The organism is Acanthopleuribacter pedis (assembly GCF_017377855.1).
Lineage (GTDB): Bacteria > Acidobacteriota > Holophagae > Acanthopleuribacterales > Acanthopleuribacteraceae > Acanthopleuribacter > Acanthopleuribacter pedis.
The window spans coordinates 167,377-182,581 of sequence record NZ_JAFREP010000002.1 but is presented as its reverse complement, the minus strand read 5'-3'; the positions used below and the strand labels follow the sequence as shown (position 1 = coordinate 182,581).

The following is a 15,205-nucleotide window of genomic DNA, read 5'->3' as shown; positions in this document are numbered from 1 at the left end:
TCCCCGTTACTCGGCGGATTTGCCGCCGATTGCGTATAAATGGCGCTCACCACGGATGTAGAGTAAGCCACCCGCGACCGCCGGTGACGCCAGTTGGTTATCCTCAATTTTGTTGCGGGCCAACAACTTGAACTCGGGCCCGGTTTGCACCACAAAGGTGTCGCCGAACTCACTGAACACCAGCAAACGGCCGTCGACCACCAGGGACGAGGCCGTCACCGCCACCCCGCGCGCGAGCCGTTGGCGGTAATGCTTCTTGCCGTCCTTCAAGTCGTAACAGGTCAATACACCCTGGTTGTCGACCACGTACAACAAGCCGTCATAGGCGACCGGCGTCGGCAGGTAGGGGCCGCCCCGTTTGGTATTCCAAACCATATGCGGCCCTTTCTCCTCGTCTTCGCCGGGAACCTTAATCGCACCGCGCGCGCCGGGTTTCAGCACGTAAATCGGTTGGATCGGACGGTAGCCGTTGGTGACGATTACCTTGCCGCCGTGTTCAAAAGGCGTCGGGACGGCAATTTCGGAACTGCCTTCCAACCACCACAACAGTTTGCCGTTTTTCGGATCGTAGGCCCGCACCGCGTTAATGCCGTTGGTGACCAACTCGTCACCGGAATTCGCTTTGACCAGGGTTGGCGAACTCCAGGACGGGATTTCATGGCGACCCGTGCGCCACAATTCTTTGCCGTCTTTGAGCGCGTAGGCCGCGATGAAGGAATCGCGGGCGCGGTCGACCTGCAGAAATACACGGTCGCCGTCGATGACCGGCGAGGAACCGTGGCCCCACTCTACTTTTTCATCGTAGAACCAAGACCCCTCCATCAGACCCAGGTCTTTGCGCCATTTGAACTTGCCCTTCATGTCAAAACAGAACAAGCCCTCGGATCCCAGCAACACAACCAGATGTTTGCCATCGGTGACGGGGGTCGCGTTGGCGTGGGAGGATTTGGGGTGGCGGTCGTTTTTCGCTTTCGCCGTGGCGATGACTTGGCGCCACTTCTGTTTGCCCGTCGCGGTATCGAAGGCCGTCAAGGAATAGGCTTGTTCGCCCAAATCACCAATGGGTTCGATATCGCCGTACAAACCAATCCGCAAGGTGGGCTTTTCCTCGCCGTTTTCGGCCGAAACGATAAACACCCTGTCTTCCCAGATGATCGGCGCCGCGTGGGCCAGGCCGGGGATCGGGATTTTCCAACGCACATGCTGTTCTTCACTCCACACCAAAGGCAGGTTCTGTTTCTCGGCAACACCGCGCGCACCGGGCCCGCGGAAAGAAGGCCAAAACCCTTTGCCGTCACCGCCTTTACCGGCCGTCGCCGGTTGCGCCGCATCCGCGGAAACCGCGGCGACCGGATCGGCATCGGCGCCGGCGGCAGCATCGGCTTTCGGTTTTCCTTTGGCGGTGCGGGTCAATTGAAAGGAGAAGGTCGGGTACACCACGTTAATTTTTTGCATGACCCCGTCAACCGGCTCTTCAAAGGTTGCCGTGGCACCCATCCGTCCTACGATTTCGTAGGCGACATCGGAAACGCGCAGCAAGGGCGTGGGGTCGTTGCCCTCACTTTCCGCTTTAAAAAGCCCGTCCTGAAAAAGAAAACGAACTTTGAAACCGCGCTCGGTGGCGTAGGTGCCCACGAACCCTTTGGGTTCTTCAATCTTCGGGATGGGCCGCTTTTTAAGGGCGTCGGTATTGGCCAACAATGCGATGATCGCATCGTTGCCGGCAAGGAGCGCATGGTCCAACGCCCGCACGCGCGCTTCCTCGCTGAAGGACCCTTTTTCCAGCAGGATCTTGACCCCGTCTTCGTTGCCCTGGCCCGCGAAACCGCGCAACATCACGGCCGTGTCGCCCACGGGGATGTTGCGGTCAAAGATCAGGCCCAGTGTTTTGGTTTTCTTTTTTTCGAAAAGCGGAAGGATTTCACTGACAGTCGGGACCACTTTCTGGTCGAGCAGGTACTCCAGCACAACGGTTTCGTCGCGATCATCATAAAGCAAGGCACCGATCACGCTAATCCCGTAGACGCGTTCGGAAACATCCAATTTGGCACCCTTTTCGTGCAGGTAGCGCACCACAGCCACATGCCCGCGGCGCGCGGCAAGGTACAGCGGGGTCATGCCGAACCGGTTTTTGGCTTCAATCGCCACACCCGCTTCGATCAAGCGTTTCACCTCGGCCAAGGCGCCGTCGTCGGCGGCCTCCAGGAGTTGCGTCTCACGGGCCACATCGCCGCGTTGCTCCGGCGCGGTGGCACTCGGGTCTTGAACCAAAAACAAAAGCCAACACATCAACAACAAAAGTCACCATCCTTGCCGATGTTTTGCCACATGGGCGGCGGCACCGCGCGAATCTAGGGCGATTTCGGCATGTGAATATCGATAAAAGAGAACGGTTTAAGCATACTTGAGCGGCGACCTATTTGGCAACGGCGCGACCCCCTCAAAAGGGAGAACGCTTCCTTTCTTACCGACAGCTTAGCGTACGATTTCGGCAAACACTTTTCGTCCCAGCGCGGCGGCACCCTTGTTCCCAGCCGGCGCGAATGTAACAATTGGACCAGATTCAACCCGAAGTGGAGTTATTCATGACATTGTCACGGCGTTTTTATGCCATTGCTATTCTATGTGCCGTCCTGCTCTTTTCCGCCTGTAATACCCAAACCAACTCACCCGGCGACGAACCCGCCGCCCCACCACCCACCAAAAAATTACCCAAGGTCACCATTGGCTATCAATCGATGATCAACCCCTGGAAGGTGGGCATCCAATCCGGCAGCATCGCCAAGGCCACCGGCCACGAGATCGAATGGCGCAAGTTTAATTCCGGCGCCGAGGTAATTACCGCGATGGCCTCGGGCGATGTGCACATCGCCGTCGCCGGCTCCAGCCCCATCGCCACCGCGATGAGCCGCGAGGTCGATGTCTCGCTCTTCTGGATTCTCGAGGCGATTCGCGACAACGAAGCCTTGGTCGCCCGCAACGGTTCCGGCATCCAATCCATGGCCGACCTCAAGGGCAAAACCATCGGCGTGCCTTTTGCCTCCACCACCCACTACCATTTACTGGTCGCCCTGGAACAAAATCAAATCGACACCAAAGACGTCAAAATCCTCAACCTCCAGCCCGACGCCATTCTGGCCGCCTGGACCCAGGAAAGCATCGACGCCGCCTTCGTGTGGAGTCCGATCCTCAACCGAATCACCCCGACCGGCACCGTCTTGCTCACCTCCGGCGCCATCGCCGACACCGGCAAACCCACCTTCGACGGCATGATCGTGGCCAACGCCTTCGCCAAAGAAAACGCCGATTTCATGAAACAGTTTGTCAAGGAAGTGGCCCGCCTCGACGGCGATTACCGCGACAACACCGCCGCTTGGAACGCGGATTCCGCGCAGGTCAAAGCCATCGCTGAGTTGACCGGCGCCGATCCCGCCGAAATTCCCACCATCATGGGCCAATACCACTTCCCCGATCCGAACGAACAGATCGGTGAATTCTGGCTCGGCGGCGGCGCGGCCCAAGCGCTGCGCGACACCGCCGCATTCCTCAAGGATCAGAAAAAAATCAACACCGTTCACGAAGACTACGGCCGTTTCATCATGACCGACTTTGCGGCGAGCCTGGTCGACCAGGGTGAACCCACCCCATGAGTCGCATTGAACTCGACAAGGTCTCGGTGGTGTTCCCGGCAAGCCGGCACACCGAGGCCGTAACCGCCCTGGACAAGGTCGATCTGTTGCTGGAAGCGGAAACCTTCGCAACCGTCATCGGGCGCTCCGGCTGTGGCAAAACCACGCTGCTCAACCTGCTGGCAGGCTTCTTGGCCCCGACCGCGGGCAAAGTCGCCCTGGACAGCCAACCCATCCACGGGCCCGGTGTCGAACGCGGGGTGGTGTTCCAAAAAAATGCACTCATGCCCTGGCTGAATGTGGCGGACAACGTCGCGCTCGGCCTCACATTCGCCGGCATGCCAAAGCAACAACGCCAAGACCGAGTGGGCACCTGTCTCGACTGGGTCGGCCTCTCGGGTTTCGCCAACCACCGCGTGTACGAACTCAGCGGCGGCATGCAACAGCGGGTTGGCATCGCCCGCGCCCTCGCCGCCGACCCCAAAATCCTGCTGATGGACGAGCCGCTGGGCGCCCTCGACGCGCTTACCCGCGAAAGCCTCCAAGAACTGATCCTCGAACTCTGGCAAAAAGCGGGCAAACTCGTTTTGTTTATCACCCACAGCATCGAGGAAGCCCTGTTCCTCGGCACCCGCCTGATCGTGATGACGCCACGTCCAGGCAAAATCCACAAAACCTACGATTTATCCTTCAGCAAACGCTTTTTGGCGGGCGAATCGGCCCGTTCCCTCAAAGCCGATCCCGACTTTATCGCCCTGCGCGAGGAAGTGCTGGAAGTGATCCACCCACGGGGAGGCGATCATGGCGAGCCATGAAGTCAAAGACCCACTCAACCGCCGCTACAGCCAACGCACCACCTTAATCATCAGCGCGGTAACCACCCTGGCGATGCTGCTGATATGGTGGGCAGCCACCGCGCTCGGCTGGGTCAAACCGCTGTTTCTGCCCTCGCCGCAAACCGTGGTGCAACGTCTTGGCGACCTCATCGACACCGGCTTTGCCGACGCCACCCTGTGGCAACACACGCTGGCCAGTTTGTTCCGCGTCTTCAGCGCCTTCCTGCTGGCCGTGCTCACGGCCGTGCCCATCGGCATCTTGATGGGCATTCACGATTTTGCCAAAGGCCTGCTCGACCCGGTGATTGAGTTCTACCGACCGCTGCCCCCCCTCGCCTACCTGCCGTTGATCATCATCTGGCTCGGTATCGGCGAGGTTGCCAAGGTGGTCCTGATTTACCTGGCCATGTTCGCACCGATTTGTTTGAGTACCCGTGCCGGGGTGCGTGCCGTCGCCCGCGAGAAAGTGCTGGCCGCGGCAACCTTGGGCGCCTCGCGTTTGCAGATCATCCGCCACATCGTGCTGCCAGGGGCTTTGCCGGAAATTTTAACGGGGATGCGGGTTGGCATTGGATTCGGATGGACCACCTTGGTCGCCGCCGAAATGGTCGCCGCCACCGCCGGACTCGGCTTTATGGTCCTCAACGCCAAGGATTTCCTGGCCACCGACGTGGTGATCGCCGGTATTTTCGTGATTGGCATCGTCGCCTACGGTTTCGACCTGATCATGCGCGGTCTGGAACACTGGCTCGTCCCCTGGAAAGGCCGCTAATTCTGGACAACAATACCAACCGCCTTTACCGAAGCACGGATCCACACGAGGAACACAGTATGGTCTCGATCATTTTGTACGAGCTCGGCCCGACCCGTTCGGCGCGTGTGCGCTGGGCGCTGCTCGAAGCCGGAATCCCCTTTGAATCCATTAGCGAAGGCGTGGAAACTTTTCAAAATGAAGCCCTGCGCCGCATTCATCCGCTGGGCAAGTTGCCCGCGGTTACCATCGACGGGCAACCCTTGTTTGAAAGCGGCGCCATTGTTACCGCTGTCGCGGATTTAGCACCGGACAGCGGGCTGATCGCGGCACCCGGTACCTGGGAACGCAACCTGCACTACCAATGGATGTGTTTTGCGCTCAATGAATTGGACCCGTACGCCAACAGCACCGAGGTCAACACCATCGATTTCATCCTGCCCAAGGACCGGCACGTCCCCGCCATCAAACCGCAAAACAACCATTTCTACCAAAGGGCCGTTGCCGCAATCGAGCGTCACCTCGAAAAGCAGGATTATTTGGTGAGCGACCGCTTCAGCGCGGCGGACATCATCATGGGGTACAGCCTGTTTTGGGGCCGTGAACAACAGAATCTCGAAGGCTTCGCGCGTACCAACGCCTACCTCGACCGCTTGCTCCAGCGAGAACACAACCCGCTCGCCGCCTTAGCGTAAATAGCACACAAACTTCTTATTGTAACTTTCACACAAAGCATGCTAGGGTTACCGACGTCGGCCCACCGGCCAGGAGGTTCCTATGCAACCACCCATCCTCGATTGGGACAGCTTAAAACAACAGATTCAACAAGGCGCCTCGCCCCGTTACCTGTTTTTCTGGAGCGGCAGCAAAGGCAAAAAGGGCACCGTCTCCAAAAACTGCTTTAGCCAATGGTGGCGGGAACCCTTTGAGGCCGAAGGCGTTACCTACGCATCGGCCGAACACTTCATGATGGCCGAAAAGGCGCGGTTGTTCGGCGACAGCGACATTCAGGCACAAGTTATTGAAGGGTCCGATCCCCGCAAAGCCAAAGCCTTGGGCCGCAAGGTGAAGAACTTCGATCCCGCGATTTGGGAAAAACACCGTTTTGACATCGTGGTGCGCGGTAACCTGGCCAAGTTTCGCGCCCGCCCCGAGTTGACCGATTTCATTCTCGGTACCGGCGATCAAATCCTGGTGGAAGCCAGCCCCCAAGACCGTATTTGGGGCATTGGTTTGGCCGAGGACCACCCCGCCGCCGCCGATCCCTTCCAATGGCAGGGCCTGAACCTGCTGGGATTTGCCTTGCACGCGGTCCGGCACCAACTGCAAAGCCAGGCTTCGCAAAGCAGGTAGGTGATCGTGGCGACCATCATCCAATCCCCGGCGCCTTTTGCGGCTTCACCGCAACCGCGCGTCTTTCTCGCGGGCGCCATCGACAACGGTGCGGCGGAAAACTGGCAAGCCCAAGTCTGTCGCGAACTCGCCGATCTCCCCATCACCTTGCTGAATCCCCGCCGCGATGATTGGGATCACACCTGGCGCAACAGCGCGGCGGACCCGCGTTTCCGCGAACAGGTCACCTGGGAACTGGACGCGCTGGAGGCGGCCGACCACATCTTGATGGTATTTACGGCAGCCGGCAAAGCCCCGATCACCTTGCTGGAGCTGGGCCTCCACGCCCGCCGCGGCTCGCTCACCCTCGTCTGTCCCCCCGCCTATTGGCGCCACGGCAATGTCGCCCTGGTTGCTGAACGATTCGGTTTACCGCGCTTCGATAGTTTGCCCATGGGCATCGCCGCGCTGCGAAACAGGCTCGCGGGCTAAACGAATCCCGGGAAACTTCCAGCTTCCCAGGATCTCCTTTACATTATAAAAGGGCAAGAATTACTCGTGGACAATGCATACGTTAGGAACAATCCCAAACACATCCAGGGCCTCAGCCTTGCTGATACAGTCTGAACCGTCACACCGCATCAAATCAAACGCTTGCGCGACAATCCTTAAGCCGGTCCACAGACAGTCCTCACGGGTGTTGTTCGCCATACCCGGCAACTGCTGCTGAATGGACAGCATTACGTTTTCCCCGTAGGTCGCCACAAGCCTGCGCCACACACGGCCGACGACGCGCTGAAGCTCATCTTCGCCGACCACGGTCAAATCCAGCGGACCCGGATCGATGACATCGGTCACATGAAGCCAACGCCCCGCGCGCCCCGGTTCGCTGTAAAAGAAAAATTCGGCGCCACCGATGCGGCACTGGTAGGACCATGTATCGGGATTGGGTCCCCTCCGCCGGGAAATCAGTGTCACCTCAAGGCCCACCCCCGAGGCCACGTCATGCAAAGTGAAAAAAAGCCGGGTCCAAGACCCATCACCGTCATGGCCGTCGGTAATGTCAAAATCGTCCGCGATTAATCCAGGTAACGAAACGGGCGGCTTGGTTTCGGCGAACTGGGCGACACAGGGGCTCAAAACCAACAGCCCCAAAACACAAGTAGTAAGAATTCGAACAAACATAATAACCTCAATAATTTGGGATGGTTTTTACCCACCCTCGATTGTCATGGAATAGAGATAAACGGGACACCATGAAGTGGCCACATCGGTCGAACACCTTCTTTAACGTAGGGAACCAAAAACGGCGCAACCCGATCATGATCCCGCTAAAAAACCGTATTTTTCACTAAACACGGCGCACACGCAAGGGCAATCAGCGATAAGCAGCGATAAAGGTCGGCTTTCGGACCATGGTGTTCGCCCGCCGCCTGGGTTAGAATTCGGTAAAACCGCGCCCGGTTTTCCGCCGCCCAAACCCCGTTGAAACAGCATCTCGATGACAAGTAGGTTTGCCGTGTCCGCCTCCCCCCCGAACGACGAAGCCATCACCCAACTCCTCGAATCCTGGCAGCAAGGCGATCAGCAGGCCTTCGACGAGCTGCTGCCCCTGGTTTACACCCGGCTTAAAGCCATGTCGCGCAACTTCTTGCGCAATGAACGCGCCAACCACACCCTCTCCGCCACCGCGCTTGTCCACGAGGCCTATTTTAAAATGGTGGAACACGACCGCATGCGTTGGCAGGATCGCGCCCATTTTTTTGCCGTCACGGCCACCGTGATGCGCCGCATTTTGCTGAACCACGCGCGCAACCGCAAAGCCCAGAAACGCGGCGGCGGCGAGGTCAACCTCACCTTCGATGAAGCGCACGATCTGCTCCCCTCGCCCGAGGTGGATGTGCTGGCCCTCGAAGACGTGCTGCAAAAACTCAGCGAAAAAGACCCGCGCAAAGGCAAAATCGTCGAAATGCGCGTGTACGGCGGGCTCACCGAGGAAGAGGTGGCCGAGGTGCTCAAGGTCTCCGCCCCCACGGTCCGCCGCGAATGGCGCGCCGCCCGTGCTTGGCTCTTCCAAGCCCTGAGCTAACCCACCATGGATTGGGATCAATTCGAGCGCATTGACGCGGTGTTCCAACAGGTCTGCGACTTGCCCAAGGATGAACAAGCCAAGGCAGTCAACCGCCTCTGCGGCGACGACCCCAAGATGCTCCGAGCCGTGTGCGCCATGTTGCGCTCCGACGCCAATGCGGCGGAACAGGATTTCTTACTGGCCAAAACCAACCCCGCCGTCGGCGAGGACGACCGCCGCGTGGGCCCCTACCAGATCGGGGCCTTGCTGGGCGAAGGCGGTTGTGGCGTGGTTTATTTGGCCGACCAAACCGAACCGGTCGAACGCCGGGTCGCGCTGAAAATCATTAAACCCGGCATGAATACCCATCTGGTTTTGAAGCGGTTTAACCAGGAAAAACAGATGCTGGCCAACATGAGCCATCCCTACATCGCGCAGCTCTACGACGCCGGCGTAACCGCGAGCGGCCGGCCCTACTTCGCCATGGAGTACATTCAGGGCGAAAGCTTAACGGCCTTTTGTGACGAACACCAATTCACGCCGGGACGACGCCTCGACCTTTTTGTGCAGATCTGCGAGGCGGTGCGCTACTCCCACCAAAAAGGCGCCATTCACCGCGACCTCAAACCCGCCAACATTCTGGTCCAGCAGACCGAGGACGTGGTGGTCCCCAAAATCATTGATTTCGGCATTGCCAAATCACTGTTGACGCCCATGCCGCCCGAGGCCGCTTCACCTCATAACCAAAACCCGGAAACCATGGTGGGCTCTGCCATTGGAACCCTGGGTTACATGAGCCCCGAACAAACGCAACACCAGAACCAGGACATCGACGTGCGCGCCGACATTTACAGCCTGGGCGTGATTCTGTTTGAGCTGATGACGGGAAGTTTGCCGATTCCGGTGGCGACACTAAGACAACAACCGTGGCAAGAAGCCTTGGTGTTGATTCGCGAGCAGGCCGCGCCGCCGGCAAGCACACGCCTGGCCGGTTGGCAGCGCGACAAACAGCGCGAGGCGGCACGCCGCCGCGGCACCCAACCCCGCGCGTTAATCGCTTATTTGAAACAGGATATCGACTGGATCATCGCAAAAGCCCTGGCCAAGAACCGCGATCAACGCTACGCCGGCGTCAGCGATTTGCTGGCCGACATCCACGCCTTCCGCGGCTTCCGTCCCATCGAGGCCGCGCCCGACAGCCGCGCTTACCGTGTGCGCAAATGGCTGCAACGCAACCGCGTCCTCTTCGCCACAACCGGCGCGGTGATGGCGGCGCTGGTCGCCGGCACCGCCATGGCCGTCAACGGATTGGTGCAAGCCCGTCAAAGCCAAGCAACCGCCGTGCAGGAAGCAACACGGGCCAAACATTCGCTGGCCTTGTTGGAAGATTTTTTGACCTCGGTCGAGCCGGGGGAACGGGGTTATGAAACCCGTTTGCTCGATTTGTTGGACAGCTTCCGGGTTCGCCTGCGCGAGGAGGATTCCATCGATCCCCTCACCCAAGCTCATGTGTACCATGTGATGGGCCGGAGTTATACCAAGCTCGGCCAATTCGAACCGGCACGCGCCTGCTTGGAAAACGCACAGCGGATCCGATCCAACGCCCTGGGCGCGGACCACTTGGACAGCCTCGAAAGTCAATTGTTGTTGGCCAACCTGGATCGCGTCACCGGCAACCCCGCCGCCGCGGAAGCCGTTCACCGTGCCCTTTACAAGCAACTGGTCGACGGCCAGGGTGCGCGCCATCCCCTGGCGCTCCGCGCCTTGTCGGAACTTGCGCTGGACCGCCACGCGAGCGGCAACCCACAAGAAGCCTTGGCCAAAATGGTCCAGGTCGTCACCCTGCGTACCGAGGTGTTGGGGGCCGAAAACGAAGCTACCCAAAACGCCATGGACAGCCAAGCGGTACTGTTGACCGACTTGGGACGCCACGGGGAAGCGGAAGAGATTCACCGCAACATCCTTGCACTGAGAACCAAGCAATTCGGCAGCGATCATCCCAAAACACTGGTTTCGATGCACAACCTCGGCCGTAATCTGGCCAGACAAAACCGTCACGACGAGGCCCACGACCTCCTGGCCGAGGTGGTGCTGCGCGGGGCGCAGGTTTTGGGCGAAGATCATCCGCGCAACCTGAATTCCACCGCGCAATTGGGGCGTTCGCTGCTGGGTTTGAAACGGTATGCGGAGGCCGAGGCCTTGTACCGCGGGCTCTTGCCACGCCAAATCAAACGGGTCGGCGAAGACCACAGCTTGGTGCTGGGTACCAAAAACAACCTGTGTTTGGCGCTTTGGTATCAAAAACGGCACGGGGAGGCGGCCCGCCTTCAAGAGCAAATTTACCGTCAAAAAATAAAATTGCTCGGCCCGGACCATCCCAGCACCCTCAACAGCGGCAACAACTTGGCCTACATGTTGGGTGCAGGCGGTGAAACGGAAAAGGCGGAGCGCTTGGCGCGAGAGATTTTGGCGAAAATGAGTGCCCGCTTGGGGAGGGACGCCAAAAATGTGGTGGAAGTCGCGAAAACCCTCGTGGGCATCCTCAAACGCGCGGGCAAACACGATGAGGCCCGCGCGGTAACCAAAGCGTGGATCCCGCAAGAAGACAAACCACAGCCGTAATTAAGCACCTTATTTAGAAAGGTTTATCCAGGCAACGTGCAAGCCGGCGGTAACGGGATGGGTGGGGGAACCAGATCCGCGTGAAGGTCCTGGGTTTTGCCACTAAACACAAATTTCGGGTTCCTTAGACTGGGATCCTGAATCGCCGTGGACCCAATTTGGTAACCAAGTCTTCGGTATAACGCCAACTGACCACCCGTGGTATTGGTCATCCCCACGAATGAAGCAAACCCCTTGCGAAAGAAAAAGGATTGTCGCCGACGCACCAATTCGGTGCCGATCCCTTGGGACTGCATGAAGGGTGAGACAAAAAGCCCGGCGCAATAAAACGCATCTTCGGCCTTTAGGTGGGGCCAAAACCGAGAAAAAGGCAATGCCAAATCGAGCAAGGCCGTCGGGAAACCCAGGGCGGCCCCGATGATGCGGCCGTCGGCGCTAAAAGCCAGAACAACCACGCCGGAACGAATCGAAAGAAGCAATCGCTTGGCTAACTTTTCGGAACTCCAGGGTTCTCGATATTCGGGTGAGCCCAAGGTGCGCGAAATTAGTTCGCTTAACTGAGTGCTTGAAGAGCCAAGCATGGTTTCTTCAAGGTAACCGTAATGCACAGGCATGGCCTTACCTCAACACCTGCAATTTTTGTATAAATCCTCAGCTAAATTACATGAAATCACCCGGCGTTGCAGCAGAAAAAGCGCGGCCGATTATCATTTCTAACTTCGAACTAACCACCTCTATTAGAACCACTTAATCAACAACCGAACCCTCTTCAGTTATCCTCAATTCACACCAGATAAAAGCGCACAACCCCGAAAGTTCAAGCCGCGTCAAGGATCTCGACGGAGAAAAGGCGCCCAACCGTCGAGACCCGGACCCATCACTGGGGGAGTCGGTAGTGCATTTCGTAGAAGTGAAGGCCGTCCTTGATGATGATTTTCATCGTGCCCTCGATTCCGGCGAGTTCCCCCGACCCGGAGTTGGGCACCACCTCCAGTGTCTGCCGCTGTTCACCCTCGTGCATGGTGGCGGCATGCTGCACCACAAAACTACCGCTTTTCCCGTCGAGGCGACCGCTAATCTGTTCCATCGCCACATATGCCGCCGAGGACTTTACCGAGGTTCGCGCGCTTAGCATTTCGCCGACACCAACCCCTTCTAGGTCGCCGGAAAAGGTTTTGTCAAAACCCATCCGACCCAACACCACGCCTGCTTCACCCGTCATCGAACATTCCAGCGGTTTCAACCGCACCTCAAAAGAACCCTTCGCCATCAAAACTCCCCTTTGGTGGTCGCCCTCAACACCGGAACCCAAAAAAATCGCCGTTGCCAGCCATGTTGCGGTAACAATCACACGCCACCTCCTGAAATGGTGCCGGTACCCGGCATGCGTGTTAATTTAAGACGGCGGCCATCGGCCGGTATTGTAAAAACGCGACGAACCGAGGTCGGCATGGCCCCAAACCACCAGGAAATTCGCGGCGTGTTGCACCTGGCGCGCGGTCGCGATAACTACAACTTAACCCGTATCCCGCCCTCCCCGGCACTGGCGCCGTACATCGAACGTTATTGGTTGGTGGGCTGGGATTTACGCGGGCGCGAACCTCAAGTGCAGGAAAACATCCCCCACCCCAACGTCCATCTGGTGATTGAACAGGGCCGGAGCGAGATCGTGGGCGTGGTCACCCGTCGCTACACCCGGATTTTGGAGGGTGAGGGCCGTGTCATCGGGGTCAAATTCCATCCCGGCGGTTTTTATCCGTTTCTTAAGAAACCGATCACCTCCCTAACCGACCAAACGCTGCCCCCCGCGCACCTGTTCGGCGCCGCCTTCAACGACCTAGAAAACGCTGTGCTTTCCGGCGCCACCCACGCGGAACAAGTCCACCATTTGGAACGCTTCCTCAAGGCGCAACAGCCCGACCGGGCGGGGGTCACCGATGAGGTGCGCCTCGCAACGGAAATCACTCACTGGATCGCCGCCCATCCCGAGGTAACCAAGGTCGACCAAATCGCCGACCATTTCGCTGTCTCCAAACGCCGACTGCAACGTTTGTTTCAAAAATTCGTGGGTATCGGTCCCAAGTGGGTCATTAAAAAGTACCGCCTCCACGAGGCCTTGGCCCAATGCGAAACCGCGCCCCCCAATTGGACCGATTTGGCCTACACACTGGGTTACAGCGATCAGGCCCATTTCATCAAAGATTTTAAGGCGCTTACCGGGCACACGCCGACCGCCTACCTACGCCGAAACCAACACCCGCGGGATTAAGGCGCCAAAATAAACAGGTCGGCACCCTCTTCTAGGTTGCGATACCCTTTCATCACAAAATCACGGTAAAAGGTTCCGCTGCTGGTGTAGGTCCGGCCCGCAACCACGACAGGCACGCCGTGATTGAGGATTTGGCACAACACCCGAAAATTCCCAGCCAAAGCATCCCAATTTTTGGGGTCCTTGTTTTCCCGTTCCCATGTGGCGACGTCCTTGTCGGGCACCACCCATTCTTTGATAGGCACAAAGAGTTCCACGCCGCCCTTATCCAAGCCAAGCCGAAAGTGGTCGTCGTCCGACAGTAAGGTTTCAAGGAACTGCTTTTCAAAACCCAGCAAAGGCGTCGGCCATCCCTGATCGCGTGCCCACTGCTTTGGCGCTTTCTTCAACGGCGTTTTCTTGCAGTGTTTTGGGTGGAACCCGTGGGGACAATTCCAATTGGTCAACAAGCGGCCGGCAAGGTGCGCCTTCTCTGCCGCCAAGCGTTCGTTGACACCGACGCGTCGGTAAATCCACACCAAGTCCAGTTCCACGCGGCACCTCCCAAAGGCGTATTCAAAAAGGCTTTGCTCAAAAATACCTGAGCCCAACCAAAAAGAGAACGGCGGCGACCCAAGCGCGTGCTTAGGCCGGCCTAATCCTCAAGGGAAACGCCGAGTTCCATCGAGGGTTTGGCGATCTCCGGGGGGGTGATTTCCGGGGGTTCCACCTGGACACCCAAATCGGGATCGCGGTGGCCGGCCAGGTCGCCGGGGTACAGCATGTTCATCGCAAAAGCTTCATCGCTGAAACCCAGTTCGTGGACCACCGCGGCCAGGGCAAAGGACCAAAAGCCGAAATATTGGCCGTCGTTATCCATGTGGGATTGGCTCCAAGGCAAGGACTCAGTGCCCTCGCGGTAGCGATCCAAAAACCGCAGCACGGCCAAAAGGCGGTCATCGTCGTTTTCAACCTGGCAAACATCTTTAAGGGCTTCGTAGGGCTCGGGATGGAGCAGGGTTTCGACCGGCTCGCGGCCGGCGTCCCAGCAGGAAATCAGGAAATCCAACACAAAGTCACGAGGCGGTGTTTTGCCGGCCGGGGCGGCCTCAACCACCTTAACCACGGCTTCGAACCATTCGCGCGGTACGTCGAACAAAAGCCCTAAAGCAAGGATCTCAACGGCATAGGTATATTGTTCTAAATCGTTTAAGTCAAGCGGTTGAAAACCGGGACTCTGTTGGTAGGCGCACAACGCTTTGAGACACTCGGCAAACAACTGTTTGACCTCGTCCAGGTTTCCGCCGGCTGAATACAACGAAACCGCCAATTTATAACGGCGGATGAACAGCGGATAGAGGTACAAGGCGGTGTCGCCGTTGTTTTCCTCCGCCTCGCGCACCGACGCCTCAAATTCGGCTACACTCTTTTTTCGCCGCGCTACATCTTGCTCGAAGTAACCCTCGGATGCGAAAAACGCACGATGTGCCATCCTTCCCTCCCAATTACGTGATCGCCATGTTGTGAAAACCCAACCTCAGTGTACGCGATGAAAGAGGCCGCGGTTTATTTTTTTTAAAATTCCCAACAACTCATTCTTTAACAGATCTTTACATTAATCATACTCAGCCAAGCACCCTAAAATCAGCGCTCTTTGAAATTTTTTTTGAAGAAAATAGCCCATCTCTGTCGTAATCTTTGTAAGAAGCCCAACGG

15 protein-coding genes are annotated in these 15,205 nt (G+C 58.0%); 9 read left to right on the top strand and 6 right to left on the bottom strand.

Annotation, left to right across the window (positions count from 1 at the left end):
* Positions 1-6 precede the first annotated feature (6 nt).
* Positions 7-2,289, bottom strand: coding sequence for an outer membrane protein assembly factor BamB family protein (locus tag J3U88_RS02570; RefSeq protein ID WP_243435772.1), 2,283 nt, complete (start codon positions 2,287-2,289; stop codon positions 7-9).
* 296 nt (positions 2,290-2,585) lie between these two features.
* On the opposite strand from J3U88_RS02570, the gene tauA reads away from it, so the two are divergent.
* The 6 genes from tauA (at position 2,586) to J3U88_RS02540 (ending at position 7,040) form a co-directional block, all read left to right on the top strand.
* Positions 2,586-3,650, top strand: a complete 1,065-nt coding sequence (gene tauA, locus J3U88_RS02565) for a taurine ABC transporter substrate-binding protein (RefSeq protein WP_207856564.1) — start codon at positions 2,586-2,588, stop codon at positions 3,648-3,650.
* Entirely contained in the window at positions 3,647-4,444 is a 798-nt protein-coding gene (locus tag J3U88_RS02560; protein WP_207856563.1) for a taurine ABC transporter ATP-binding protein, read from the top strand. Before tauA ends, J3U88_RS02560 begins: the two co-directional genes overlap by 4 nt.
* Positions 4,431-5,237, top strand: a complete 807-nt coding sequence (locus J3U88_RS02555; RefSeq protein WP_207856562.1) for an ABC transporter permease subunit — start codon at positions 4,431-4,433, stop codon at positions 5,235-5,237. The genes J3U88_RS02560 and J3U88_RS02555 overlap by 14 nt, the downstream gene beginning before the upstream one ends.
* A gap of 59 nt (positions 5,238-5,296) precedes the next feature.
* Positions 5,297-5,911, top strand: coding sequence for a glutathione S-transferase family protein (locus tag J3U88_RS02550; RefSeq protein WP_207856561.1), 615 nt, complete (start codon positions 5,297-5,299; stop codon positions 5,909-5,911).
* 82 nt (positions 5,912-5,993) lie between these two features.
* Positions 5,994-6,569 (top strand): NADAR family protein, encoded by a 576-nt coding sequence (locus J3U88_RS02545; RefSeq protein ID WP_207856560.1) that lies wholly within the window; start codon positions 5,994-5,996, stop codon positions 6,567-6,569.
* 6 nt (positions 6,570-6,575) lie between these two features.
* Complete coding sequence (locus J3U88_RS02540) at positions 6,576-7,040, top strand: nucleoside 2-deoxyribosyltransferase domain-containing protein (RefSeq protein WP_207856559.1); 465 nt, start codon at positions 6,576-6,578, stop codon at positions 7,038-7,040.
* A 60-nt stretch (positions 7,041-7,100) separates the two neighbouring features.
* Here the strand turns inward: J3U88_RS02540 and J3U88_RS02535 are convergent, their stop codons facing one another.
* Positions 7,101-7,733 (bottom strand): hypothetical protein, encoded by a 633-nt coding sequence (locus J3U88_RS02535; protein WP_207856558.1) that lies wholly within the window; start codon positions 7,731-7,733, stop codon positions 7,101-7,103.
* 334 nt (positions 7,734-8,067) lie between these two features.
* Between J3U88_RS02535 and J3U88_RS02530 the strand changes: the two genes are divergently transcribed.
* Both J3U88_RS02530 and J3U88_RS02525 read left to right on the top strand, forming a co-directional pair.
* The gene (locus tag J3U88_RS02530; RefSeq protein ID WP_207856557.1) at positions 8,068-8,637 is read left to right on the top strand and encodes an ECF-type sigma factor; all 570 of its coding nucleotides are present in this window, start codon (positions 8,068-8,070) and stop codon (positions 8,635-8,637) included.
* A gap of 6 nt (positions 8,638-8,643) precedes the next feature.
* Positions 8,644-11,241 carry a serine/threonine-protein kinase gene (locus J3U88_RS02525; RefSeq protein ID WP_207856556.1) on the top strand — a complete coding sequence of 866 codons (2,598 nt, stop codon included), beginning with the start codon at positions 8,644-8,646 and terminating at the stop codon, positions 11,239-11,241.
* Between the two features lie 23 nt (positions 11,242-11,264).
* On the opposite strand, the gene J3U88_RS02520 is transcribed toward J3U88_RS02525, so the two are convergent.
* A complete protein-coding gene (locus J3U88_RS02520; protein ID WP_207856555.1) occupies positions 11,265-11,855 on the bottom strand; it encodes a GNAT family N-acetyltransferase in 591 nt (196 codons plus the stop codon).
* A gap of 263 nt (positions 11,856-12,118) precedes the next feature.
* On the bottom strand, positions 12,119-12,511 hold the full coding sequence (locus J3U88_RS02515; protein WP_279382466.1) for a DUF3224 domain-containing protein: 393 nt from the start codon (positions 12,509-12,511) through the stop codon (positions 12,119-12,121).
* A gap of 180 nt (positions 12,512-12,691) precedes the next feature.
* Here J3U88_RS02515 and J3U88_RS02510 point away from each other — a divergent pair, with 180 nt between their 5' ends.
* Positions 12,692-13,510 (top strand): helix-turn-helix domain-containing protein, encoded by an 819-nt coding sequence (locus J3U88_RS02510; RefSeq protein WP_207856553.1) that lies wholly within the window; start codon positions 12,692-12,694, stop codon positions 13,508-13,510.
* Here the strand turns inward: J3U88_RS02510 and J3U88_RS02505 are convergent.
* Positions 13,507-14,043: a hypothetical protein gene (locus J3U88_RS02505; protein ID WP_207856552.1), complete on the bottom strand. Its 537-nt coding sequence runs from the start codon at positions 14,041-14,043 to the stop codon at positions 13,507-13,509. The two genes, J3U88_RS02510 and J3U88_RS02505, sit on opposite strands and share 4 nt — an antisense overlap.
* Before the next feature lie 101 nt (positions 14,044-14,144).
* Positions 14,145-14,981, bottom strand: coding sequence for a PoNe immunity protein domain-containing protein (locus tag J3U88_RS02500; protein WP_207856551.1), 837 nt, complete (start codon positions 14,979-14,981; stop codon positions 14,145-14,147).
* Positions 14,982-15,205: the final 224 nt, after the last annotated feature.